The sequence below is a fragment of the Gordonia sp. NPDC003504 genome (assembly GCF_053587995.1).
Genome location: NZ_JBSFPC010000003.1, coordinates 303433 through 328470, shown reverse-complemented (window position 1 = coordinate 328470; position 25038 = coordinate 303433). Strand labels below are relative to the sequence as shown.

The 25038-nt window shown below is 68.0% G+C and carries 18 protein-coding genes; 3 read left to right on the top strand and 15 right to left on the bottom strand.

The features are described 5' to 3' along the window. Positions 1-431: 431 nt before the first annotated feature. The 9 genes from ACWDPV_RS09045 to ACWDPV_RS09005 all read right to left on the bottom strand — a co-directional run bounded on the left by ACWDPV_RS09045 (position 432) and on the right by ACWDPV_RS09005 (position 14006). A complete protein-coding gene (locus ACWDPV_RS09045; protein ID WP_348809673.1) occupies positions 432-1988 on the bottom strand; it encodes an HNH endonuclease signature motif containing protein in 1557 nt (518 codons plus the stop codon). A 602-nt stretch (positions 1989-2590) separates the two neighbouring features. Next, a complete protein-coding gene (locus ACWDPV_RS09040; protein WP_449742649.1) occupies positions 2591-4852 on the bottom strand; it encodes a SulP family inorganic anion transporter in 2262 nt (753 codons plus the stop codon). Positions 4853-4976: 124 nt separating this feature from the next. After that, on the bottom strand, positions 4977-5987 hold the full coding sequence (locus ACWDPV_RS09035; protein WP_449742648.1) for a YdcF family protein: 1011 nt from the start codon (positions 5985-5987) through the stop codon (positions 4977-4979). 143 nt (positions 5988-6130) lie between these two features. Further along, positions 6131-7633 (bottom strand): NAD(P)(+) transhydrogenase (Re/Si-specific) subunit beta, encoded by a 1503-nt coding sequence (locus tag ACWDPV_RS09030; RefSeq protein ID WP_348809675.1) that lies wholly within the window; start codon positions 7631-7633, stop codon positions 6131-6133. Continuing rightward, a complete protein-coding gene (locus ACWDPV_RS09025) occupies positions 7630-7935 on the bottom strand; it encodes an NAD(P) transhydrogenase subunit alpha (protein ID WP_348806521.1) in 306 nt (101 codons plus the stop codon). Before ACWDPV_RS09025 ends, ACWDPV_RS09030 begins: the two co-directional genes overlap by 4 nt. Continuing rightward, a complete protein-coding gene (locus ACWDPV_RS09020; protein WP_348806522.1) occupies positions 7935-9014 on the bottom strand; it encodes an NAD(P) transhydrogenase subunit alpha in 1080 nt (359 codons plus the stop codon). Before ACWDPV_RS09020 ends, ACWDPV_RS09025 begins: the two co-directional genes overlap by 1 nt. Before the next feature lie 264 nt (positions 9015-9278). Beyond that, on the bottom strand, positions 9279-10679 hold the full coding sequence (locus ACWDPV_RS09015; RefSeq protein ID WP_449742647.1) for a hypothetical protein: 1401 nt from the start codon (positions 10677-10679) through the stop codon (positions 9279-9281). A gap of 81 nt (positions 10680-10760) precedes the next feature. After that, positions 10761-12281, bottom strand: a complete 1521-nt coding sequence (locus ACWDPV_RS09010) for a cutinase family protein (RefSeq protein WP_449742646.1) — start codon at positions 12279-12281, stop codon at positions 10761-10763. 153 nt (positions 12282-12434) lie between these two features. Beyond that, positions 12435-14006: a molybdopterin-dependent oxidoreductase gene (locus ACWDPV_RS09005; protein WP_449742736.1), complete on the bottom strand. Its 1572-nt coding sequence runs from the start codon at positions 14004-14006 to the stop codon at positions 12435-12437. A 205-nt stretch (positions 14007-14211) separates the two neighbouring features. Here ACWDPV_RS09005 and ACWDPV_RS09000 point away from each other — a divergent pair, with 205 nt between their 5' ends. Continuing rightward, positions 14212-15675 carry an FAD-binding protein gene (locus ACWDPV_RS09000; RefSeq protein WP_449742645.1) on the top strand — a complete coding sequence of 488 codons (1464 nt, stop codon included), beginning with the start codon at positions 14212-14214 and terminating at the stop codon, positions 15673-15675. 1 nt (position 15676) lies between these two features. On the opposite strand, the gene ACWDPV_RS08995 is transcribed toward ACWDPV_RS09000, so the two are convergent. The 6 genes from ACWDPV_RS08995 to nadB all read right to left on the bottom strand — a co-directional run bounded on the left by ACWDPV_RS08995 (position 15677) and on the right by nadB (position 21524). Continuing rightward, positions 15677-17956: a heavy metal translocating P-type ATPase gene (locus tag ACWDPV_RS08995; protein WP_449742644.1), complete on the bottom strand. Its 2280-nt coding sequence runs from the start codon at positions 17954-17956 to the stop codon at positions 15677-15679. 30 nt (positions 17957-17986) lie between these two features. Continuing rightward, positions 17987-18130 carry a hypothetical protein gene (locus ACWDPV_RS08990; protein WP_449742643.1) on the bottom strand — a complete coding sequence of 48 codons (144 nt, stop codon included), beginning with the start codon at positions 18128-18130 and terminating at the stop codon, positions 17987-17989. Next, positions 18127-18330 (bottom strand): heavy-metal-associated domain-containing protein, encoded by a 204-nt coding sequence (locus ACWDPV_RS08985; protein WP_348806528.1) that lies wholly within the window; start codon positions 18328-18330, stop codon positions 18127-18129. Before ACWDPV_RS08985 ends, ACWDPV_RS08990 begins: the two co-directional genes overlap by 4 nt. A 34-nt stretch (positions 18331-18364) precedes the next feature. Further along, on the bottom strand, positions 18365-18658 hold the full coding sequence (locus tag ACWDPV_RS08980; RefSeq protein WP_348806529.1) for a metal-sensitive transcriptional regulator: 294 nt from the start codon (positions 18656-18658) through the stop codon (positions 18365-18367). A gap of 137 nt (positions 18659-18795) precedes the next feature. After that, the gene (locus ACWDPV_RS08975) at positions 18796-19731 is read right to left on the bottom strand and encodes a hypothetical protein (RefSeq protein ID WP_449742642.1); all 936 of its coding nucleotides are present in this window, start codon (positions 19729-19731) and stop codon (positions 18796-18798) included. A 110-nt stretch (positions 19732-19841) separates the two neighbouring features. Then, positions 19842-21524, bottom strand: a complete 1683-nt coding sequence (gene nadB / locus ACWDPV_RS08970; RefSeq protein WP_449742641.1) for an L-aspartate oxidase — start codon at positions 21522-21524, stop codon at positions 19842-19844. A gap of 211 nt (positions 21525-21735) precedes the next feature. On the opposite strand from nadB, the gene ACWDPV_RS08965 reads away from it, so the two are divergent. Together ACWDPV_RS08965 and ACWDPV_RS08960 are read left to right on the top strand one after the other, a co-directional pair. Next, positions 21736-23109, top strand: coding sequence for an ABC1 kinase family protein (locus ACWDPV_RS08965; RefSeq protein WP_348809685.1), 1374 nt, complete (start codon positions 21736-21738; stop codon positions 23107-23109). Positions 23110-23211: 102 nt separating this feature from the next. Then, positions 23212-24744, top strand: coding sequence for a DUF3068 domain-containing protein (locus ACWDPV_RS08960; protein ID WP_449742640.1), 1533 nt, complete (start codon positions 23212-23214; stop codon positions 24742-24744). Positions 24745-25038 lie beyond the last annotated feature (294 nt).

Sequence of the window (25038 nt, the reverse complement as noted above, 5' to 3'; positions counted from 1 at the left end):
GCGAGGAGCCCCTGGGCGACGAGCCTCGAGACCACGCAACACGACGCTGGAACCCGATCACAGCACAGCACCACCCGACAGCAGGCCGAAGCCAGCCGCCTACCGCGGATTCGTGGTGATGGTTTCCCCGGACACGAGGTCACGCCACCCATCCGCCGGTCGAGGAGCGAGGAGCCCCTGGGCGACGAGCCTCGAGACCACGCAACACGACGCTGGAACCCGATCACAGCACAGCACCACCCGACAGCAGGCCGAAGCCAGCCTCTTACCGCGGATTCGTGGTGATGGTTTCCCCGGACACGAGGTCACGCCACCCATCCGCCGGTCGAGGAGCGAGGAGCCCCTGGGCGACGGGCCTCGAGACCTCGCAACATGGAGCTGGAAAGCGGTTGCAGCGCAGCACCACCCGGAGGCAGGCCGAAGCCGGCCTCTTACCGCGGATACGTGGTGATAGTCTCCCCGGTGACCGGGTCTCGCCACACCACAGCCCGATCGGTGAGCATGGTGGGGATCAACAACCCCATATGTTTTCGCTGATGGCACGCGATGCACAACGGCATCAGGTTGAACTCCACGGTCCAACCACCGGTCTTCGGATCGCGGTGCACAAACTTCACCACGTGATCGATCTGGCATTCACTGGCCGGCCGACCGCAATGGGGGTACCGGCAGGTGCCATCCAACTCGATGATCTTCTCCCGCAACCACGCCGGTATCCGATACGTCAACGCACCCTTCGGTGGGGTGAGGTAGCCGCCGTGCCCGCTCGGGTCAATCGGCGTTGCGGGGAACGGGATGTCGGGGCGGCGCCAGGCTGCGGGTACCCGATCCAACGAGGTCACGATGCCGGCGGTGCGCGGGATCTCCAGCCCGGGGAACTCCAAGACCTCGACCAGCCCCAACCGAATCAGGTGAGCGGCATGGGAATCATCGATCACCCCGAAGCCCGCCAGCCGGGCTTCGCGCTGCCCGACCGGATCGATGGCCAGATCCAGAAGCAGCTGCGCGTCGGTGTCGTCGTCCGAGTCTGCCGATTCATCCTCGCCCTCGGCGCCTGCATCGGCGTTGTCAATGGTGTCGCTCTCGGAGAAGTCCAGTTGCGCAGCGCGATCAGCATCAACATCATGCGGTAGATCGCCGGCCGGGTCGAGATCGGCAGGTTCCTCCGGCAACGGCACCGCGCGCGGGCAGTCGTCGAGTCCGCACTCACACGACAGATGCGCGCCGGGCAGTCCTTGGATCTCGGCGAACGCCGCGACCCGCTGCTGACCGCGGCGACGCGGATCACGAGTGCAGATGCGGACGTTGATCATCTTCGCGATGCGTGCCGCGAGGTGCGCGCCCATCTCCCCGGGCGCGTAGACGGAGATGTTGCAGTGCCCGTTGGTGTCTCGCCGCACCCGCACATTCTGGTCACGTTCGGCCGCGTCTTCTCGCCGGTCTGCGGCACCATCGGGGTCCAGCGCGATCACCATCTCGGCGACCTGATCCCGCAGGGTCGGATCGGCCTGATTACGTTCGGCGATCTCCAATGCGCGGGTTTCGGCGAAGGCGCGGACGTCGTCGTCGGAGAGGACGACGATCTCGTCGGCGATGATGCGGATGCGTTCCAACGAGTGGTCACCGTCGAGGAACGCTGCGGTCACCGTCGGGAGCGTCGACAGCACAGAGCTCAATGCCATCCAGGCTTTGGCTTTGGGGACTGAGACTCCAAGGCCTGTCGATATCTTGCTGGTGGCGGCTTTGTCGGCGCCGTCGTCGGTGTGGCAGTTGATCTCGTGGCCCGAGGTCAGCATGTCGAGGAAGACGCTCTGCCCGATCCGCGCCGCGGACAGGACTTTCCGAGCGATGACCTGTCGTTCCTGGCGTTGCAGGGAGCGGGCCAGGACGGTGGCGGCTTCGCCGGGGAGGTGATCGATCATGGCGGCGTCGTCGGGGGTCATCGACAGTTCTGGAACCTGCTTGGTCTGAATCATTGTGTCGGCCATGATGTTCACCTCCTCGGCTCGGTCGGATCAACTGAAGTGAGTCAAGTGTATCGGCGACCACCGACAACTTTCTCCGAAGCGGAATCGGTTGGGGGTGAATGCTGTCAGTTCTGTCACGCTTGGGTTCGGTTGGCAGTGGACCGGTTTCGCTGTCGAGTTGCGGAGGTCTCGACACGGCTCGTCGCTTGCGCTCCTCACCGGCTCGACCGGCGAGACGTGGGTTCGGTTGGCGGTGGCCCGGTTTCGCTGTCGGATTGCGGAGGTCTCGACACGGCTCGTCGCTCGCGCTCCTCACCGTCTCGACCGGCGAGAGGTGGGTTCGGTTGGCGGTGGACCGGTTTCGTCGTCGGGTTGCGGAGGTCTCGACACGGTCCTCCGCTATCGCTCCGGACCGGCTCGACCAACAGAAAGGGGCCGGCTCGACCAACGGGGGAAGGGTCCCGCTCGAGACGGGGGTAGAGTGCCGGTCGGCCAACGGAAAGGGGCGGGCTCGGCCAGCGGGTGGGACGGCTCGACCGGCGGAAGGAGCGGACCGGCTTGACCGGTAAGGGAAGGGCTCGGCCGGCGGGGTTATCCACCGCCGGCCGAGCCGTATCCGCCATCTATCCCAACGCGGGTTGAGCTTCGGCGGCCATTGGCTTCACGTGATGTCCCACCCCGGCGAGGTGGATGCCGGTCTGGGTGACCTCGTAGACCCGCGCGGCGCGAATGTCGTAGTAGAGACCGACGATCCGCAGGGTCGACTCGGCCGCTGCACGCCCGACGACCGGGTGCCTCGTCAGAGTCTCGACCTGCTTGGCGACGTTGACCACCGCGAGTTGGTCGACGTCGTCGAACCCGAGGGCGGCCGCCGCCCGGCCGGCCGGATGCCCGAGTCGCTGCGCGGCGAGACTCGGGAATGCACGATCCAACCAGCGCTGCAGTGCGGAGTCCGGGTTGCTGCCGGTTTCCGACGCCGCGAGGGCTCGCATCGCCCCGCACGAGGAGTGGCCACACACCACCACCGACGTCACGCCGACCTCGGAGACCGCGAACTGCAGTGCCGCCTCGGTGGATTCATCGGAACCGCCCGACGGTACCAGGTTGCCGACGTTGCGGACGGTGAACAGATCCCCGGGGCCACTGGAGGTGATGATGTTCGGCATGATCCGTGAGTCGGCACAGGTCAGGAAGAAGCCGTCGGGCCGTTGGTAGTCGACGACGTCGGCCAGGTGTGCGCGCATCACCTCGGCGTGGTCGCGGTGATACTCGGTGACCCCGGCCATGATGGACCGCAACGCCGGCGGGACGTCGGCGACCTGCGAATCGGACCATGTTGCTCGGCTTCGCCACGGGGTCAGCCCCACCACGCCACCGGTGTGCCGCTTCGGTGGTGCCTGCGCCGCGTCCGCCAGCCGGGCCTTTCCGCGTTCGAGTATCTGAACCGTCGCACCTCCACTGCGGCGCAACCGAATCCAGTCCTCCAGCATCTCCGATGCCGCGTGGTCGAGGAAGTCGGTGTCGAGTTCGACGGTCACCGGCACGTCGTCGGGGATGCGGCGCAGCACACTGTTGACCCGCGGCAGCGACAGGAAACTCAGTGACCCACGAATCCGGATGACGTGGGTGTCGTCGGGCATCTCGTCGACATGGATGTCGGCGCGGATCACCCGCCACAAGACCAGTGCCACCGCGAGTGCGAGCCCGATGGCGACGCCCTCGAGCAGGTTCAGGAACACGACCGAGACCACGGTGACGCCGTACACCCACAGGTCACCGGTGCGCAGTGCGGTCTTCATGTGCGCGAGCTTCACCAGCTGCATGCCGATGACGACGAGCAGGCCGGCAAGCGCTGCGGTCGGGATCTGCTCCACCAATGCGGTGAGGAAGACCGCGAACACGAACACCCAGATACCGTGCAGCACAGCGGACCACCGGGTACGGGCACCGGTGTTGACGTTGGTCGTGCTGCGCACGATCACCCCGGTCACCGGCAGGCCGCCGAGTGCGCCGGAGAGCATGTTCGCGCTGCCCTGCCCGAGGAGTTCGCGGTTGAAGTCGCTGCGCACCCCGTCATGCATCTTGTCGACCGCGACCGCCGACAGCAACGATTCGACGCTGGCGATCAGGGCGACGGTCAGGGCTCCGAGCACGAACCCCGACCAGTTGTCAGTGGGCAGCTCCGGCAGACTGATGGATTCGAAGAAGTTGCCGTCCAACGTGATCCGCTGGATGTCCGGGCCTGTGACAGCGGCGACGACGGTGGCGATCACGATCGCGCCGAGCGGTCCGGGCACCTTCCGTATCGGCGCGGGCAGATACTTCCATCCGACCAGCAGGGCGATGACGAGGAAGCCGATGAAGGCCGCCGACCACTGTGCGTGGTTGACCCGATCAGGCAGTTCGGTCAGGTTGGTGACGGCAGAACTCGATGACGAACCGCCGAACAGTACGTGAATCTGTTGCAACGCAATGGTGATGCCGATGCCGGCCAGCATGGCATGAACGACTACTGGTGCGATCGCCAGCGCGGCGCCGGCAATCCTGCTGAGCCCGAAGATGATCTGCAGGATGCCCGCGCACACCGTGATCGCGCAGGTGACCTTCCAGCCGAAGTTGGCGACGAGTTCGGCGACCACCACCGTGAGTCCGGCCGCCGGCCCCGATACCTGCAGCGGGCTCCCGCCGATCAGTCCCGCGACGATGCCGCCGACGACCGCGGCGATCAATCCCGCCATCACCGGCGCACCGGAAGCGATGGCAATACCTATCGAAAGTGGCAGCGCCACAAGGAAAACCACCATCGATGCCGGTAGGTCGTAGCGGACCACGTCTCGTATGGTCGTATGCGCATGTTGTTGTCGGATTCCCCCAATTGATCCCATATGCCCGAAGGTACCGATTTCTCGTGACATCAAGGTTTCGGCGCAAAAGGCGGCGACGTGAGAATCGCCGCGAACCCCGTGGCGACGTGGGCTGCGTCACGACGCCGGTGTCACCGTGCTCAGCTCATCCGGCCGAACCCGAAACTCCAAGTTGCTCAAGGATCTTGCCGCCGATATCGCCGATCAGGCCCGGTCCGACGTCGGGCAGTTGATCCGACGGCAGCAGCGGTTGCCGCGACGCCGGCAGCCCGGCGGCGCGGGTGGCCTCCACCCGGATACCGGTCTGCTTGTCCTTGCTCAGCGGCGTCGCGTACTTTGTCAGGTCCGTCGGTGTGGTGACGGCACCGGTGACCGAAAGCCCGGCCGCGGCGAAATCCGCTGCGGCACGACGGATGTGATTCGGTGACGTCACGAGGACGACCGAGTTGATGCCGCGCGCAGCCAGAATGGTGGCACTGTTCTGCGCATTGGACATCGTCGAGACCGACCGGTCCTCGGTCACGATGCGGGAGGCGTCGATCCCGTTGTCCACCAACCAGGTACGCATGGCGGCGGCCTCGGTGACACCGTTCTGCGGCTTGCCGCCGGTGACCACGATCGGAGCCGTCGGATCGGCTTGCGCCTGCAACTTTCCGGCGGCGAGTCGTTTGATCAACTCCGGCGCCATCGTCCCTTGCGGACTGAGCCCGAAACCGAGGATCACGATCGCCGGATTCCCGGACGTGGCAGTGGGTTCGGTGCTCGGGACGATCGCCGCGGCATCGGTGACCCCGGCGATGACCCGCCGCGCCGTCGCCACCAGCAGCGGGTTGACCACGGTCAGCCGGTCCAGGGCGGTGCGTCCGGTGTCCGCGTCGTCGATCTGATCGGCCCAGATGGCCTGCAGCGCCAGGGATTGGCCGTCGCCGGGCGAGAGGGTGAGTACCTGCCGCAACTCCGTCAGGCCGCCGGCGACATCTCCCGCGGCGAATCGTTGTTGCGCGGAGTTGTACAGCGACGACGGGTCGACGCTGACCGCGACCGGTCGCAGGCCACCGTCATCGGTCGGCTGCGTGGCCACGACGACGCCACCCAGCGATGCGACGGCGACGGCACCGATCGCCAGCCGCCGATACCGCCGTCTCACCTGAGTCACACCAGTCACTTCAGTAACAGTAGGTGTGGCCGTCGCGTCCCACCACCTCAGCGACGTTTCGGCTCGATAACAAAGCTCTCCAGCACACACAGACAGGCGGGAGGGGAAGATCACTTCCCCTGCCGCCTGTCAGGACGAACGTGTCAGAGCGCCTTGAGTTCCTCGATGATCGACTCGACGGACTTCTTCGCGTCGCCGAAGAGCATCGACGTCTGGTCGAGGTAGAACAGCGGATTCTCGATACCGGCGTAGCCGGAGGACATTCCGCGCTTGAGGACGATCACCGACCGCGCCTGATCGACGTTGAGGATCGGCATGCCGTGGATGGGCGACCCCGGATCGTTGCGGGCGGCCGGGTTGGTGACGTCGTTGGCGCCGATGACGATGGCGACGTCGGTGCGGCTGAACTCGCCGTTGATGTCGTCCATCTCCTTCATCGCGTCGTACGGCACATCCGCTTCGGCGAGAAGCACATTCATGTGTCCGGGCATACGACCGGCGACCGGATGGATGGCGTACTTGACCTCGACGCCCTTGGCCTCGAGCAGCGACGCCATCTCCTTGACCGTGTGCTGCGCCTGGGCGACGGCCAGGCCGTATCCGGGCACCACGACCACCTGGTTGGCATAGGACATCTGGATCGCGGCGTCGGCGGCCGAGGTGGCCTTGACGGTGCCGCCGGCCGCGCCGGCAACTCCGGCGCCACCTTCGTCGCCGCCACCGAACGAGCCGAACACGATCGCCGGGATGGACCTGTTCATCGCCTTGGCCATCAGGTTGGTCAGGATCGACCCGGAGGCACCCACGATCATGCCCGCGACGATCATCGCCTGGTTGTTCAGCGCCAGACCGGCTGCCGCAGCCGACAATCCGGTGAGCGCGTTGAGCAGCGAGATGACCACCGGCATGTCGGCGCCACCGATCGGGAACACCACGAACAGCCCCATCACACCGGCCACGACGAGCAGCGCGACGATCCAGAACCACGGGGTCGCCGAGGTGGAGTCCGCCGACACCCCGATGTAGATCGCGATCGCGATCGCCGCGATGGCCAGGATGATGTTGGCGAACTGGAAACCCTTCGCGGCGGCGACGAGTTTCTTCTCGAGATTCTTGTTGAGCAGTTCCTGCAGCTTCGCGAAGGCGACGAGCGAACCCCAGAACGACACCGAACCGATGATCGCGGCGAACAGCGAACCGACGATGACATGCACATCGGGGGTCTCGTGCAGGGCGGTGAAGCCGTCGGACTCGATGTACTCGGCCCACGCGATCAACGCGACGGTGCCACCACCGACACCGTTGAACAGTGCGACCAGCTGCGGCATGGCCGTCATCTTGGTCTTCAGCGCCGGCGGAATGCCCAGCGCCACACCGACAGCCAGTCCGACGACGATGAGAATCCAGTTGATCGACGGGACGCCCGCGTCACCGGCGTTGTTGTAGACGCCGATCAGCGTCGCGACGATGGCGATCCCCATGCCGACCGCGGCGATCCAGTTACCGCGCACCGCGGTCTTGGGTCCGGTCAGTCCCATCAGGCCGTAGATGAACAGCGAGAAGGCGACGATGTAGAGGGCGGTGACGCCGTAGCCGAGTGCCTCGGAGACCTGTCCGGACTCGGCGGCGAGAATTGCGGCGCTCACTTGGCGGACTCCTTCTTACCCTTGAACATTCCCAGCATGCGGTCGGTCACGGCGAAGCCGCCGACCACGTTGAGGGTTCCGAAGACCAACGCGACGAAGGCGATGATGCGCACACCCCAGTTGGCGTCGGCGGGCAGCGAGCCCAGCACCACCAGCGCGCCGAGCACGACGATGCCGTGAATCGCGTTGGTACCCGACATGAGTGGGGTGTGCAGGGTGTTGGGGACCTTCGAGATGACCGCGAAGCCGACGAAGCCGGCCAGGACCAGAATGGCGATGTTCGCCAGAAGTTCGGTGTACATCAGGCCGCCGCCTCCTTGGTGACACACGACGCGGAGATGACCTCGTCGGTGAAATCGGGTGTGAGCGCGCCGTTCTCATCGAGCATCAGATCGATGAGGGCGAACAGGTTCTTGGCATACAACTCGCTGGCGTGCTCGGGCATGGTGGCCGGCAGGTTCAGCGGCGAGGTGATCGTGACGTCGTGTTTGACGACGGTCTGACCCGGCTCGGTCAACTCGCAGTTGCCACCGGTCTCGCCGGCGAGGTCGACGACCACGCTGCCCGGCTTCATCCCCTCCACCGCGGCGGCGGTCACCAGACGCGGTGCGGGACGACCGGGCACCAGCGCGGTGGTGATGACCACGTCGAAACCCTTGATCGCGTCCTCGAGCGCCTGCTGCTGCTTGGCACGTTCCTCGTCGGTGAGTTCGCGGGCGTATCCGCCCTCACCGGCGGCGTCGATGCCGAGGTCGAGCCACTGCGCACCGACGGAGCGGACCTGCTCGGCGACCTCGGGTCGCACGTCGTATCCGGTGGTGCGCCCGCCGAGACGCTTGGCGGTGGCCAGCGCCTGCAGGCCGGCCACGCCGACACCGAGCACCAGCACCGTCGCCGGCTTCACCGTGCCGGCGGCCGTGGTCAGCATCGGGAAGAATCGCGTCGACAGGTCGGCGGCCACGACGACCGACTTGTAGCCGGAGACGTTGGCCTGCGAGCTCAGCGCGTCCATCACCTGGGCACGCGAGATACGCGGGATGGCCTCGACGGCGTACGCCTCGATCCCGGCGTCCTTGAGCGCACCGATCTTGTTGTCGGCATTGCGCGGGGCGAGGAAGCCGATCAGCTTCTGTCCGCTGCGCAGTTTGCCGATCTCCTCATCCGAGGGCGGCGACACCCGCAACACCACGTCGGCGGAATACGGATCGCCGATCGTCGCGCCGGCTTCGACGTATGCTGCATCGGGAATCAAGGCGCCCAGCCCGGCGCCCTCCTCGACGATGACGGGGACCTTCTTGCCCACCAGTGACGCGACCACCTTCGGGACAAGCGCCACCCGACGCTCTCCCGGGGCCGTTTCGCGCACGACACCCACACTCATTGTTTTGCTGTCTTTCGCCTCGTCGGTGCCGCCGCACGGGGCGGCGCACCAATCAGTCGGTTTCACACCGGCGACGACGACTCGGCCCGGTCGGTTCGCGGATCGGCCGTGCCGCGGTGATGCTTATCGTGTGCGGCGACGGATCGCATCACCGCATCGGGAAAAAACGTGCGACGAACATAACATGACCTCCGTCGATGGGGTTCACCACGTTGGGTTGGTCACTTTTTCTTGACGCGGGCCGAGCTGGTCACATGAAGCAGGTCACGATGCCGGAGTGGCGGAGGTCACAGCGGATGTGGTGGATGCCGACGTGGGGGCGTCGTCACCGGTGCTGCGCGGAGCGGGCGCCGGACCGGATGACCCGGTGACCGTCGTCGAACCGACCGCGGTGGTCGCGAGTCCCGAGAGCACATCGCCCAGACTCTGACGGTCGGTTGTGGTGACCGGCGTGGTGGTGGTTGTTGCGGCCCGGCCGGTGGTGTTCGCCGAGGTGGTGCGCGGTGTGGTGGTGAGCGGGGGCGCCTTCCACGTCTGCCCTGCGGCGGCCATCGCGTCCGGATCGGTCACCGGGACCGGCAGGCCGAGTTTCGCAGCGATCTGTACCTGCAGTTCACGCGGCGTGGGGATGTCGACACCGTTGACGGTGGAGCGCTCCCCCGGCATCGGCACCGGGACCAGCTCGTCGAGGGCGTCGTCGAAGGCGGTCGGCACCGGTATGCCCATGCTGCGCAAGAAGATCCCCCACGGGTTCCCGCCGTCGAGGACGACATAGGTGGTGGCACCGACCTGGGTCTGCGAGATGACGTCGTACTGGTTGACCAGATCGCCCTTCTGGCCGTGGATGGTGGCGCCCGGCCCCAGGTAGAAGAGCGTGGCGAAGGGATGCGCGAGCGGATTTCCCAAGCCGCACACCGCATCCCCGCGAACGCAATAGGAGATCACCCGGATGTCCCCGGTGGCCGACTCGTCGCGGGGACCGTTGGTGTAGACGCCGTCGATGATGCTCGGGAAAACGCTTTCGATGCCGGTGTTGGGGAATCGGGTGTCGGCGCCGTTGATGACGACGACGTCGGCGTCGGGGATGGCGTCCGGGTCGCCGGCGAGTGACTTCTGATGCAGGAGGTAGGCGACGTTCATCGCGACGGGCACGCTCTGCGAGTAACCGTTGAGGATGATCGTCCCGGTCTTCCCCTGCGCCGCCCAGGCGGCTTCGGCGGCGGCGAGACCGGCGACGGTGCCCGCATCCACGGAGTCGTTGTAGGTGCCGGTGCCGACCAGGTTGAGCGTGGTATCGCCGACGACGAAGCCGAAGGCCTGCGGGTAGTCGACGAAGCGGACCTGCGGATCGTTCGGGTCGTAGAACCCGATGCTCACCGTGCGTTCGTACTGATCGCCACCGACCGCGGAGCTCCCGCCGACGATGTCGTCGCCGGTGACCTCGGTGAAGTCGGAGGTTCCGGGTACCAGGATGACCGTCGCATCCCGACTCAGGTCGGCGGGCAACCAGGACGGCCGCTCCCGGATGACGGGCGCCTCGTACCAGGACGTCGGAAACAACCCGGCTCCGAGTGGGGCCGCGGCGGCCGCGCCCGTGTCGGGTGCCGATGTCAGAACCAGGGCGGCCGCGCAGGCGGTGACCGCAGTCATGGTCAGTCGACGCACTCGGACTCCCCTACCGATGAGATGCCGTCCGCGACACGTGGTGCGCGGGCCTTCCGGGTGGAGTGTCCCGGCGGTGCGATGCTAACCGGCCGCGGTCGCGCTCGCCACCTGCGTGCCGGAATCCGGAACCGGGTCGTCCGCGTCCGGGGCGGTGGTCGGTGCGGCGGCAGTAGTCGGCGCGGCGGCAGTGGTCGGCGCGGCGGCAGTGGTCGGCGCGGCAGCGGTGGTCGGTGCGGCGACGGTGGTCGGTGCGGTGATGGCGCCGGTGGCCGGAGCCGATGCGGTGGCGGCGATCCGGGATGCGGCGGAATCGCTCTGCGCCACTTCGGTTGTGGCGACCGTGGCGGTCGATGATGTGGTGGGCGGACCACTCTCGATGATGCCGACCGCGTCCGCGGTTGCTTGCGGATTCGGCGCGTAGTCCGCCCGGCAGGCCGACGGGCTGATGTCGCAGGTGTCCGGGTCGTGGACGGGAACGTCGATGCCGAGCCGATCGGCGACGAGTTGTTGCAGCTCACGCGGCGTCGGGACGTTGTAGGCCGACAGGCGTTGCCGGACGTCGTCCGGCAACGGCAGCCGAAGATCCGCGAGGGTCGACTGCTGGCCCGGCATCGGCACCGGAATGAGCGCGCCGAGAACATCGTCGAATTCGGTGGGCACGGCAATGCCCAGGTCCCGCAACATCATTCCCCAGGGGTTGCCGCCGTCGTAGACGATGTAATGGGTGTTGCCGTCCTCCCACTCGCGGGCGATCGAGTACTCGTTGATGCGGTACTCGAGGAAGGCGTGGACGTAGAACCCCGGAATCAGGTAGAAGAACGTAGAGATCGGGTTGACCAATGGGTTGCCGACTCCGCAGGTCGCGTCGCCACGCACGCAGTAGGAGTAGACCTTGATGTCGCCGGTGGCGTCCACATCGCGGTCACCGTTGGTGTACATCCCGGGCAGGAAGCTGGGCACGATGTTCTCGACCCCGGTGTGCGGGAAGCGGGAATCAGCGCCGACGATGACGACGATCTGATCATCGGGGATGTCGCCGTCACCCTCGGTGTTCTTGCGATGCAACAGATATGCGACGTTCATGGCGATCGGGGCACTCTGCGAGTAACCGTTGATGACGATGGTGGCGTCCGGATTACCCGCGTGGACCGCCTCGGCCGCGGCGACGCCGTTGACCGTGCCGACCTGCACCGAGTGGGTGAAGGTGTCGCTGCCCGCGAGGTAGATCGGGATGCCCCACGGATCGATCCCGAAGGCCGCCGGATAGGAGACGACCGAGATGGCCGGGGTCTGGGTCTCATCGACGCGGACGTCGTCCCCGGTGCCGACGACCCCGCCGAACAGTCCGATGCCCAGGGTCCGTTGGGTCTGATCGGTTCCGTCGTAGTCGGTGGTTCCCGGGATCAGGACCACCGCGTCGCCGGCCGACAGTGGCGGCGCCCAGGAGGGGGTCGCGATCACCGTCGGACGGGCCTGATCGATGGTCGCGGGCGGGTTGACATCGGGAAAGACGATCGGTCCGATCTGGAGCGCCCGTGCCACACCCGGGTCGACGCCCGGTGCCCAGAACATCGTGACGGCGACGACGGTCAGGACCATCATACGTCGGAACCCGACCAAATCTCCCCGCACCAAATCTCCTCTGCGCCAACCCGACCGGCCGCCTCCCGGCCGATCACCACACCGACGGCCCCGAAACCGACCGGCACAGTGTACGACGCCGCAGCAAGCAAGCAAGCAAGCAACAAGCGACGATCAGGTGACCGTGTAGCTACGGCTGTCCAGGCCGGTGGCGCCGTCGGGAATCGGGTCGGCGTTCTCCGAGGTCTGGACCTTGCCGTCCTTGCCGATCGCACGGCAGGAGATCTGGTGGGTTCCCGACGTCGCCGGCCAGGTGTACTTCCAGAGTCGCCAGGTGTCGTCGCTGTAGTCGGCGGCCAGAGTCGCCTCCTGCCAGGGGCCGTCGTCGACGCGGACCTGGACCTGCGCGATGCCCACGTGCTGCGCCCACGCCGTCCCGGCGATGACGACGTCACCGGCCGACACCTCCGCCGCGGACGGGCGGTCGATGCGGGAGGCGATCTTGATCGGACCGGTGGCCGACCATCCGCGCGTCGTCCAATACGCCTGCGCCTTCGAGAATGTGGTGAACTCCCAGTCCACCACCCACTTGGTGGCCGAAACGTAGCCGTAGAGACCGGGAATCACCTGTCGCACCGGGAAACCGTGCTCGACCGGCAGGGGCTCACCGTTCATGCCGATGGCCAGCAACGCATCCCGGTTGTCGGTGATCGCCGACACCGGGGTTCCACAGGTCCAGCCGTCGGAACTGGTGGACAGCAACATATTCGAGCCCGGTTGGACGCCGACGCGGTCGAGGATGTCGGTCATCCGGACGCCGAGCCACCGCGCATTGCCGATCAGGTCGCCGCCCACCTCGTTGGACACGCAGGTCAGGGTGACCAGCCGTTCGGTCATCGGCATCGCCAGCAACTCGTCCCAGGACAGGGTGATCTCCTCGTCGACCATCCCGTGCACCCGCAAGTGCCAGTCCGCCGTGGTCAGATGGGGCACCTGCAGCGCGGTGTCGATGCGGTAGAAGTCGACGTTGTTCGTGACGAAGCGGTTGGCCCCCTGCACCCCGAGGTCGGCGTCGGGCGGTACCGGTGGGGCCGGGTCGGCGGGTGTCGGGAGCAGGATCGCCTTGCGATCGGCGATGGTGCGCGACGCGCCCGCGAGCATGGTGCGGCCGAGTGCTCCGACGGCGACGGCGGCGGCCGCGATGCCCCCGGCGGTCAGCAGGAAACGTCGTGACACCGGCGCGCGCCGAGCGGAATCGGGCTCCGCTGCATCGGAATGCGCTGTGTCGGAATCCGCTGTGTCGGAATCCGCTGTGTCGGAATCACGGTCGAGCATTCCGATCAGCACGCGGAGCACCACCACGCCGACTGCGCCACCCAGGATCGACGGCAGCATGTACGACCCGGTGGCCCCGGCCCGACCGAGCGCCGCGACGGCTCCGAGAACCGCGAAGACGATGATGATCACCGAACCGATCGGCGGGCGTCGACGTTCGGCGGCACCGCTGCCGGCGGCGATGATCGCGATGACCGCCCCCATCACGACGAACAACACGAGTTTGTCGGAGGTGCCGAAGGTGGCGATCGCCCATTCGCGCACGGCCTGCGGCGTGTGGTCGACGACCCAGGAGCCGACCGCGAAGTACGGGGAGGAGTCCGGCGAGACGAGGGCGGCGACGAGTTCGCCCACGCCCAGCGCCGCGCCGACGGCGATGACGCCGGAGAGCGCACCCAGCGGCGGAGTCAATCCCGGGTGGGTGTGTGCCGACGCATTCGCGTCGTCATCGAGATCGGTGCGGGTTGGACGGGCCACACTCCTTGATACCTCGAAAACCTGCCGCGGCGTGCGTCCCGACGCATGTCAGGTCGGTCGGACAGTCGATGGGCCGGCCCGGAGAGCAAATCATGGAAGCACTAGAACGTGTTCTAGTTTGTGGGTTAACCTGATGCGCATGGCAGGTGACACAGCGATCCCCGAGACAATCGCGGTGGGGTCGATCGACGAGTTCAGCGACGACGTCGACGTGGTGGTGATCGGTCTCGGCATCGCCGGCGGATGTGCCGCGGCCGAGGCCGCGGCCCACGGAGCGCGGGTCCTCGTACTCGAACGTGCCGCGCAGGCCGGCGGGACGACGGCGCTGGCCGGTGGGCACTTCTATCTCGGCGGCGGCACCGCGGTCCAGCAGGCCACCGGACATGAGGACTCGGCCGAGGAGATGGAGCGCTACATCACCGCGGTCTCCCGGGATCCGGAACCCGAGAAGATCCACGCGTATTGCGTCGACAGCGTCGACCATTTCACGTGGCTCGAGGACCTCGGATTCACCTTCGAACGCAGCTATTACCCGGAGAAGGCGGTCGTCCAGCCCGAGACCCAGGGGCTGATGTACACCGGCAACGAGAAGGTGTGGCCGTTCAACACGATCGCCAGGCCCGCTCCGCGCGGGCACAAGGTGCCGGTCCCCGGTGACACCGGCGGCGCGGCGATGGTGGTGGAGTTGCTGGTGAAGCGTCTCGCCGAACTCGGCGTCGAGGTGCGCTACGAGGTCGGGGCTCGGGCGTTGGTCGTCGACGCCGACGGGCAGGTGGCCGGCGTGCGCTGGCGCGGCCTCGACGGTGCAGAAGGGTTCATCCGGGCGCGCAACGTCGTCCTCGCGGCGGGTGGGTTCGTGATGAACTCCGAGATGGTCGCGGAGAACGTGCCGTGGCTGGCCGAGAAGCCCTTCGTGTTGGGCAACACCTACGACGACGGCCTCGGCCTGCGCATGGGTGTCTCCGCGGGTGCGGTGCTCAAACACATGGATCAGGCCTTCTGTACCGCACCGGTGTACCCGCCGTCGATCCTGCTCACCGGTATCGCGGTGAACAAGAACGGCGAGCGCTTCGTCGCCGAGGACTCCTATCACTCCCGGACATCGGCTTTCGTTCTGGAACAACCGGATTCGACGGCCTACCTCATCGTCGACGAGGCGCATATGAAGCGGCCGCGGATGCCGCTGGTGCCGCTCCTCGACGGCTACGAGACCGTCGAGGAGATGGAGGCGGCGCTCGGTATCCCGACCGGGAAGCTCGCCGCCACCCTGGAGCGTTACAACACCCACGCCGCACGCGGCGAGGACCCCGACTTCCACAAGTCACCGGAATTCCTTGCCGCACAGGACAAGGGACCGTGGGCGGTCTTCGACATGAGTCTGGGCAAGGCCATGTACGCCGGGTTCACCATGGGCGGCATGGCGACGTCGGTCGACGGTGAGGTGCTCGACGCCGACGGCGCACCGATCGCCGGCCTGTATGCGGCGGGCGCGTGCGCGGCGAACATCGCGCAGGACAGCAAGGGATACGCCAGCGGTACGCAGCTCGGGGAGGGGTCGTATTTCGGCCGACGTGCCGGACGACACGCGGCGGCGCGCGACTGAGTCACCTCACCGCCGAACGAAACCCCCGCAACCGCAGGCTGTTGGCGACGACGAACACCGACGAGAACGCCATCGCCGTGCCGGCGATCATCGGATTCAGCAACCCGGCCGCGGCGACCGGGATGGCGGCCACGTTGTAGCCGAAGGCCCAGAAGAGGTTCTCGTGGATCATGCGAAGGGTCCGACGCGACAGCCGGATGGCGTCGACGACCTTGCGCAGGTCACCGTCGACGATGGTGAGGTCGGCGGCGGCGATCGCCACGTCGGTACCGGTGCCCATCGAGAGTCCGAGGTCGGCCTGGGCAAGCGCGGCGGCATCGTTGATCCCGTCGCCGACCATGGCGACCGAATGTCCTTGCTGCTGAAGATCTCTGATGAGAGATACCTTCTCCTCGGGGCGAACCTCGGCGTGCACCTCGTCGATGCCGACCTGCGCGGCCACATGTCGGGCCGCCCCGAGATTGTCACCGGTCAGCAGGATGGGGGTGAGTCCCATCGCGGTCAACTCGGAGATGGCTTGCGCGGAGGTCGCTTTCACTTCATCTGCGACCACGATCACGCCGAGTCCGGACTCACCGCCGCCGTCGATCGTGACGATCACCGCGGTCGAGCCGCGCTCGTGGGCCGAGTCGACGGCGGCGGCCAGCGGCGCCGGTAGTGCGGCACCGAATTCACGTGGGCTGCACACCCGCACCTTCTCGTCACCGACGATGCCGGTGACGCCGGCACCCTTGACGGCGACGAAATCGACGACCGCGTCGACCGGTCGGCCGTTCACCGAAAGCTCGTGCGCAGCATCGACGATGGCTGCGGCGATCGGATGTTCCGATGCGGCTTCCACGGCCGCGGCGACCGCCAGGAGGTGGTCGGCGTCGGCGCCGTCGGGTACCGCGATCGAGTCGAATCGCATCACGCCGGTCGTGACCGTGCCGGTCTTGTCCAGGACGATGGTGTCGACGCGGCGGGTGTTCTCCAGCACCTCTGGACCCTTCAGCAGGATGCCCAGTTGAGCGCCCCGGCCGGTGCCCACCATCAGCGCGGTGGGCGTGGCCAGGCCGAGCGCACAGGGACAGGCGATGATGAGCACCGAGACCGCCGCTGTGACGGCAAAGGTGATCGACGTTCCGGTGGCGATCGCCGATCCCATCCAGAATCCCAGGGCGGCAACGGCAATGGTGATGACGATGGGGACGAACCAGGCGGAGATGCGATCGGCCAGCCGTTGCGCCGCCGCCTTGCCGGCCTGCGCGTCGGCGACCATGGTGGTGATCTGCGCCAGCGCGGTGTCGGCACCGACGCGTGTGGCACGCACCCGAAGTCGCCCACCGGCGTTGAGGGTGGCGCCGGTCACCTCGTCACCGACGGCCACCTCCATCGGCACCGACTCACCGGTCACCATCGAGGCGTCGACCGCCGACACCCCTTCGACCACAACACCATCGGTGGCGATCTTCTCGCCGGGTCGCACGATGAACTCGTCACCGACGGCGAGCTGTTCGATCGGTACCCGCGTCTCGACGCCGTCGCGGAGCACCACGGCGTCCTTCGCCCCCAACTCCATCAGGGCCCGCAGGGCGTCACCGGCGGTGCGCTTGGCGCGGTTCTCCAGGTATCGCCCGAGTAGCAGGAAGGTGGTGACACCGGCGGCGGCCTCGAGATAGATGTTCGACGCCCCATCGGAGCGTTGCGGGATGAGATCGAAGCCGTGCGTCATCCCCGGCTCGCCCGCGGTGCCGAGGAACAGGGCGTAGAGCGACCAGCCGAATGCGGCGAGGGTGCCCATCGACACCAGCGTGTCCATCGTGGTGGTGCCGTGACGCAGGTTGCGCCACGCGGCCCGGTGAAAGGGCCACGCACCCCAGACGACGACCGGCGCGGCCAGCGTCAACGACAGCCACTGCCAGTAGGTGAACTGCCAGGCCGGCACCATCGCGAGTGCCACCACCGGAATCGACAGCGCCGCACAGATGATCACCCGCGAACGCAGCGCGGCGAACTCGGCGTCACGGGCGTCGTGGGAGTCCCTCGACGCTCCCGGCTCACCCGCGGCCGGGCGATCCGCCACCGGCGCGGCGTCGTAACCCGCCGCCCGGATGACGTCGATCAACTCGGCGGACGCGATCTCGGCCGGATGGTCGACGTGTGCACGTTCGGTCGCGAAGTTCACGCTGGCCTGCACGCCGTCGAGCTTGTTCAGCTTGCGCTCGATGCGGTTGGCACACGACGCGCACGTCATGCCCGAGATGTCGAAGTCGACTCGCTCCCGTTCGGTCGCGGCCATCAGTGACCTCCGTGCTGATCCGTGTTCTCTTCAGTGCTGCATGTCGGTGTGGTGATCGGTGCCGGCGGTGGGCGCCCAGGCGTGTCCCACCGCGAAGGCGATGGCGAAGACCGCCGCGAGCGCCACCACGAAGGCGGTGATGCGCGCGGCCGTGTTCGCGGCCCAGCTGTTCATACCAGTTGGTAGCCGGCCTCGGTGACGGCCCGCTCTACGTCGGCACGATCGAGCGGCGCCTCGCTGGTCACCTCGACGCGGCCGGAATCGACCGCGACCTCGACACCGGTGACACCGGCGATCTCCTCGATCTCCTCGCGCACCGATGCCGCGCAGTGCCCGCAGGTCATACCGGTCACGGTGTAAGTCTCATTCGTCATCGAACTCTCCTTTTTTGTCGACGTGATGGATGTGTCAGGATCGGACGAGCCGGCTGATCGCCTGGACGGCCTCGTCGAGCTTGGCCCTGCCCTGCTCCTCGCCCTCTTGGGCGGCCTGCAGCACACAGTGGTTCATGTGCTCCTCGAGCAATCCGAGACTGACCGCCTGCAGGGCCTTCGTCATCGCCGAGACCTGCGTGAGGATGTCGATGCAGTACTGCTCTTCCTCGACCATCCGCTGCAGCCCCCGCGCTTGGCCCTCGATCCGGCGCAGGCGACGCAGGTAATCGTCCTTGCGCTCGATGTACCCGTGTTCGGCGTGATCCATGACAACTCCGTTCTATACCCCCTACAGGTATACCTTAGGCGGCCATGGAACGGTACCCCCCTAGGGTAGGTGACGCGACAGTGTCGGGCGCCACCGCATCGGGCGGGGTCGAGCCGGGGATGGTGCCGGGTTGTTGGTCAGCTCCGACGCAACGCGTCGGCCAGGCGGGACAGCGCGGCGGCGACATCGCTCAACGCGTCACTGACGGCGTCCAGCGACGGCCCGGCCGAATCCGTGCCCGGGATGCCGGTGCTCGGGATGCCGGTGCTCGGGATGCCGGTGCTCGGGATGTCGGTGCTCGGGATGTCGGTGCTCGGGATGTCGGGGCTCGGGATGTCGGTGCTCGGGATGTCCGCGCCCTGGACGTCGGGCGCTCCGATCGGCGATGCCGCACCGGCCGTCACCACGACCGGATCCTCGTCGAATCCGTGACGACGTCCCTGATAGGGCGGCAGACCGTCGGGTGGGGCGGAGTCGGTGGACCGGCGGCCGCCGCGGTAGGCACCCAGTCCGTCGATCTCCGACGAACCCGTCGGCCCGGACACCATCGGCTCGGACACATCGGCCGGGCCGGACACCAGGTGATCAGGCATCCGGTGTGCACCACTGTGCCCGGCGGCCATGACCGGCAGGTCACCGGTGGACGGACCGCTGTGAACCGGCTCGGCAGGCGACGGCGGGAAGCCGGGCGACGCATGGTGATGCCCGCCGGACGGACCTTGTGCCCCGGCGGCCGCGATCCCCGTCAGCGCCGTGGGGGCGTGCCCGTTGGACCGGACGAAACCGTGGGGGCCGGGATGGCCGTGGAAGTACAGACACGGCGCGTTCTCCGGGGAGGTCACCGGGCACGGATTGCGTTCGATGAGCGATTGCGCGTGCGGATCGAAGTCGTTCCACTCCAGCCAGTACCGGCGGTCGGCTCGCGGATGCGCACCACCATCGGTAGCGTGGTTGCCCCGGTGCCCGATCCCCAAGCGGCACTGCAACATCCAGCCCGCCGAATCGGGGAGTCCCAACGCGCGCCGTTCCGCGGTCGAACTGACCACCGTCGACCAGCAACCTTCGCCGTCCATCGAGCCTCCATTCGCCCGGCCGTGCCGCGCAGTCCAACGATGGAGTTCCCGCCCATGACAGCGTCACACACAACCCCGCGGGTCAGTGTACGAAAGGACCCTCGATGCGGCTACCCCGAAAGGGGGACGGCCTCCCCGGTGCGCATCTCCCCAGGCCTCATCTCCACGGGGCTCAGCTCGGTCACCTGATCGCCCACGAGCCGAAAGACGCGTGACCGCGCGGTGGCCGCGGTCTCCGGATGATCCGACCGCACGTGGCAGCCGCGCGATTCGGTGCGGGCGGCGGCAGCGGCGACCACGGCCCGCGCGGTCATCGTCAACGCGGCGTCCTCGGCCGCCCGCACGGAGTCGAGCGGCACCGGACGGGCGCCCGCGAGCAGCGTGGCGACCTCGGTGAGCCCAGACGCGTCGCGTTGGAGCGCCACATGCCGACCCATCGCATCCTGCAGCACGGCGCGATCGAGCACCGGTGCGCTCATGACGGCGCTGTCGGGCGCGGCAGCGGCGTCGACGGTCGGCGATCGGCGCTCCCCGCGTGCCGTCGTCGCCACCCCGGCGGCGCGGATGCCCATCACGACGCCCTCGAGCAGGCTGTTCGACGCGAGACGGTTGGCGCCGTGCAGCCCGGTGCGGGCCACCTCACCGGCGGCGAGCAGTCCGGGGACCGCGGTGCGGGTGTGGATGTCGGTGACCACGCCGCCACACTGGTAATGCGCGCCCGGGACCACCGGGATGCGACCCGAACGCACCGACAACCCGGCCGCCGCGACCCCCGCGGTCACCGTCGGGAATCGGCGCTCGACGTCGGCGATCCCGCTGATGTCGAGGTAGACGCAGGGGTGTCCGGTCCGATCGATCGCGGCGATCGCGGCGTTCGCGACGACGTCACGCGGCGCGAGGTCGCCCTGCGGATGCACGCCCGCGGTGACCGACCGGCCGTCGACGTCGACGAGCCGACCGCCCTCGCCACGGATGGCCTCGGTGATCAGCGTTCGACGGCCACGTTCGCCGGGGGTGTAGAGCATCGTCGGGTGGAACTGGATGAACTCGAGGTCGGCGACGTGCGCACCCGCCCGCAACGCCAGCGCGACCCCGTCGCCGGTCGCGCCGGCCGGATTGGTCGTCGCCGGATACAGGTGGCCGGCGCCGCCGGTGGCGAGCAGCACCGTCGGGGCCGCCACCGCGTGTGATGCCCCGTGCCGCAGATAGGTGACACCGGAGACCCGCCCCTCGCCGTCGGTGAGCACCCGCGTGACGACGGCATCGTCGATGATCTCGATCGTGCCGTCATGTGCCGCGCCGGTGAGCGCGGCACCGAGCGCGCGTTGGATCGCGGCCCCGGTGGCGTCACCGCCGGCGTGCAGGATGCGGCGCACGCTGTGCCCGCCCTCGCGGGTGCGGGCCAGGGCGCCACGCGGGTCGCGGTCGAATCGGGTGCCCCACGCCATCAGTTCGGTCACCGCGGCCCAGCCGGCATCGACGATGGGTCGGGTCGCCGCCGGATCACCGAGGCCCGCCCCGGCGGCGATGGTGTCGGCGACGTGGAGGTCCACCGAGTCATCGGGGTTGGTGTCGTCGGGGTCGGTGGGCATCACCACGGCGATCCCGCCCTGGGCGTAGAAGGTCGAGGTCGGCTGTTCGGCGCGATCGGGGTTCCATGCCTGCCCCTTGTGCAGCATCGTCACCCGCAGTCCGGCGGCGTGCGCGGTCAGTGCGGCGGTGATCCCCGCGATGCCGGCGCCGACGATCACCAGGTCGGCGTGCGCGGGCACGGGCGCAAGTGCAGCGGCCATCGGACTCGCCTTTCTCGGGTGCCCGATCGTCGGGCGTCTGCCGGACTCAACCATCCGGGGGCGTTTTCGATTCCCAGTCGAAAACCTCTGCCACGCACTCTACGCGTCCCCGAGGTGACCGGGGTCTCTCGGTACACTGGCCCGCGGTGACCGCTCAAGCCCGCGGCCCACGCGGGATACCCCCCGATGACGACGGCGGCACCTCACCGATATGAACACTTCTCAGATCACCAGCCCGGACGTCACCGGCCTTCGACCGGTGTCACCACTGACCGAGGCCTACCGATTCGGAACCACGGCGGCGCACGGGGCCGCGGGCGTCATCCGCTTCGCCGTCGGCACCGCCGTCGATGCACTGCACCTGCGCCCACCCAACGCCGCCCGCGCCGCACACGAGGTGCGGACGACGTTCGAACATCTCGGGCCCACCTATGTGAAGCTGGGCCAGCTCATCGCATCGAGCCCCGGCGTCTTCACCGAGACCCTGGCAACCGAGTTCGAGTCACTTCTGGACCGCGTCCCCCCTGCCGACCCCGACGACATCCGTCGCCTCTTCGTCGAGGAGTTCGGCCGCGCGCCGGAGGAGGTCTTCGCCACCTTCGATCCCGTGCCTATCGCGTCGGCGTCGATCGCCCAGGTCCACACCGCCACCCTGGCCGACGGCACCGAGGTCGTGGTGAAGATCCAGCGGCCCGGGATCGGCGATCGCCTCGCCCCCGACGTGGCGATCCTCGACCGGCTCGCCGGCCTGGCCGAACTCTCCGAGTACGGACGCATGCTCAGCGCCCGCCACGTCGTCGAGGACTTCGCCGACGGCCTCGCCGCCGAGCTGGACTTCCGCAACGAGGCCACCACCATGCGGGAGTGGTACGAGTGCCTGAAACCGGGACCGTTCGGCGATCGGGTCCGCGTCCCCCACGTCCACGACGAGTTCACCACGGCCCGGGTGCTCACCATGGAGCGCATCTACGCGATCCGGATCGACGACGCGAAAGCGGTCCGCGAGGCCGGTCACGACGGCGTCGCACTGTGCCGCACCCTGCTGCTGTCCCTGCTGGAATCGGCCTTTCACGGCGGGTTGTTCCACGGCGACCTGCACGCCGGCAATGTGCTCGTCGACGACGCGGGCCGCCTCGTGCTGCTCGATTTCGGCATCGTCGGCCGGTTCACCCCGCGGACCCGCCGCATCCTGCGTCAGCTCGTCGTCGATCTCATCGTCAGGGGTGACTACGAATCCGCGGGGCGTGCGATCTTCCTGCTCGGCGCGGTCCGCAATCCCGGGTCCACCGCCCAGGGCGGCGTCGACATCGAGAAGGTCGCCGCACCCCTGTCGGGGACCGATCTGGGGGCGATGAGTTACACCGATCTGGGCCGGCAACTCGCCGCGATCGCCCGGGCCCACGACGCGCGGCTGCCTCGCGAACTGGTCCTCGTCGGCAAGCAACTGCTGTATGTGGAGAAGTACATGAAGCTGCTCGCACCGCGGTGGAAGGCGATGAGCGACCGCGAGATCTACGGGTACATGGCCGGGATCATGAAGGAGGCCGAACGGGACCGGCGCGCCGACCGCGCGCACACTCGCTGACCCGTCCTGGGTGGGTCCACCGGCCTGCGCCATTAGGGTGGTGACACGAAACCCGAGCGAATCCCGATCCCGCTCGACGGCGCCGACCCAGGGAGTCGATTGATGAAGCGAGTGTTGCCGGCCGTGCTGGCATTCCTCGGCGTGGCCTGCATCTCGGCGGCGATCGCCGTTCCGCTGTGGTTGGTGCCGCAACTGAAGGTCGTCCCGCTCGACCTCGACATCACCACCAACGCCACCTCGGTGAGCGCCGACGGCTCCCCCGGTGACCGCTTCCCCGCGGTGATCTTCGACCGTTGTTCGGTCAACGAGTCGCGGGCGCGGACCCTGCAGGCGCACCTCACCCAGCAACGCCGGTCGGTCATCGTCGACCCGTCGGACCGCCGTCAGGCCACCGTTCAGGCCGCCCAGACCGTGCGCATCGACCGCACCCGTGACGCGAACGGCGACGAGAGCGTGCCACCGGCCCCGGTGTCCGGTGGTGAACTCGAATGCGACGACGGCCTGCTGACGGCCAGCATCGACAAGGTCTCGGTGAACCGTAAGACCTCGGTACCCAACGGAACCGTGAGCTCCGTGCAGGTCGAGGCGGCACCGGAAGGCGTCGACCCCAAGGATGTGTCGGTGCAGCTGACCAACCGGCAGGGCTTCCAGTACAAGTTCCCGTTCAACACCAAGAAGCGCTCCTACCTGTACTACGACCTGAACAGCAGGCAGGACACCGAGGCCACGTTCGTCGGGGTGGAGACCATCGACGGCGTCGAGACCTACCACTTCCAGACGAAGGTCCCCGAGAAGGATCTGTCCTCACTGCCCAACCCGCAGAACGAGGCGGCCCTGGGCACGATGCTGACGATGCCCGCCCGGTGGTGGGGCATCAGCGGACGCGGGGTCCGCCCGACGCAGCAGGTCTCCATGCACCGCTATGCCACGGTGACCCGGGATCTGTGGGTGGAGCCGCAGACCGGCACGATCGTCGACGGCCGCGAAGACCAGCACCAGTACTTCCGTTCGCCGTACCAGGATGACGAGTCGACGCCGGCCGCGGTCCGCGAGTTCCGGCTCGACGCGCTGAAGACCACGTTCGAGTTCACCGATGCGACGGTCTCCGAACAGGCCGGCAAGGCCTCCGGCTACAAGGACGAGATCCGGCTGGGCGGTTTCTGGCTGCCGCTGATCCTCGGCATCGTCGGTGCCGTACTGCTGCTCGCCGCGGTGTTGCTGTTCCTGCGTGGTCGGCGGGCGCGCCGCCGCGATGGTGGCGACGACCTCGATGATGACCTGGAGAACACCGACTCCGACACCGAGATCGTCGAGCGACCCGACACCACCGCGGATGCCCCCGAGTACACCGGCTCCGAGGAACCCACGGTCGTCGACCGGCCGCACGGATCGCATGCCGCGGCAGCAGCGGCGGCGCCGACCGCCGTCATCGCCTCACAGCGGGCGCGGCACCGCAGCCCGGCCTCGCCGGTGGACGAATGGTCCGACGAGGACGAGGCCAATGCCTACCTGTGGGACAGTCCGACGCAACGGATCCCGCGCGTGGAGGGCCCGGCCCCCAAGATCGACGGTGAAGAGGACTTCCGGCCGGTGGACGGGGACTCCCCCGGCGGTCGAGCCGGTGAGGAGCGCTAGCGACGAGCCGAGTCGAGACCCCCCGCACGATCCGCTGGGAGCCATTGCGAGCGCTCCAGCCTCACCGACAGAGGTCTCGACACGCCGCTCGCCCTGGGGGGCTCGCGTCGGCTCGACCACCGGGCTTGGGTGCAGACCCGGCCGCCGCCGCTCAAGCCGACCCCACTTCCGCCGGTCAAGCCGACCTCTGCCGGTCAAGCCGACCCCGCTTCCGCCGGTCGAGCCGGTGAGGAGCGCTAGCGACGAGCCGAGTCGAGACCCCCGCACGATCCGCTGGGAGCCGTTGCGAGCGCT

What these genes read in the sequence shown, in the direction of transcription:
- ACWDPV_RS09045 (WP_348809673.1), bottom strand. Translation starts at nt 1,988, where the DNA reads ATGGCCGACACAATGATTCAGACCAAGCAGGTTCCAGAACTGTCGATG.
- ACWDPV_RS09040 (WP_449742649.1), bottom strand. Translation starts at nt 4,852, where the DNA reads ATGGGATCAATTGGGGGAATCCGACAACAACATGCGCATACGACCATA.
- ACWDPV_RS09025 (WP_348806521.1), bottom strand. Translation starts at nt 7,935, where the DNA reads ATGTACACCGAACTTCTGGCGAACATCGCCATTCTGGTCCTGGCCGGC.
- ACWDPV_RS09020 (WP_348806522.1), bottom strand. Translation starts at nt 9,014, where the DNA reads ATGAGTGTGGGTGTCGTGCGCGAAACGGCCCCGGGAGAGCGTCGGGTG.
- ACWDPV_RS09010 (WP_449742646.1), bottom strand. Translation starts at nt 12,281, where the DNA reads ATGATGGTCCTGACCGTCGTCGCCGTCACGATGTTCTGGGCACCGGGC.
- ACWDPV_RS09000 (WP_449742645.1), top strand. Translation starts at nt 14,212, where the DNA reads ATGGCAGGTGACACAGCGATCCCCGAGACAATCGCGGTGGGGTCGATC.
- ACWDPV_RS08995 (WP_449742644.1), bottom strand. Translation starts at nt 17,956, where the DNA reads ATGGCCGCGACCGAACGGGAGCGAGTCGACTTCGACATCTCGGGCATG.
- ACWDPV_RS08990 (WP_449742643.1), bottom strand. Translation starts at nt 18,130, where the DNA reads ATGAACAGCTGGGCCGCGAACACGGCCGCGCGCATCACCGCCTTCGTG.
- ACWDPV_RS08985 (WP_348806528.1), bottom strand. Translation starts at nt 18,330, where the DNA reads ATGACGAATGAGACTTACACCGTGACCGGTATGACCTGCGGGCACTGC.
- ACWDPV_RS08980 (WP_348806529.1), bottom strand. Translation starts at nt 18,658, where the DNA reads ATGGATCACGCCGAACACGGGTACATCGAGCGCAAGGACGATTACCTG.
- ACWDPV_RS08975 (WP_449742642.1), bottom strand. Translation starts at nt 19,731, where the DNA reads ATGGACGGCGAAGGTTGCTGGTCGACGGTGGTCAGTTCGACCGCGGAA.
- nadB (WP_449742641.1), bottom strand. Translation starts at nt 21,524, where the DNA reads ATGGCCGCTGCACTTGCGCCCGTGCCCGCGCACGCCGACCTGGTGATC.
- ACWDPV_RS08965 (WP_348809685.1), top strand. Translation starts at nt 21,736, where the DNA reads ATGAACACTTCTCAGATCACCAGCCCGGACGTCACCGGCCTTCGACCG.
- ACWDPV_RS08960 (WP_449742640.1), top strand. Translation starts at nt 23,212, where the DNA reads ATGAAGCGAGTGTTGCCGGCCGTGCTGGCATTCCTCGGCGTGGCCTGC.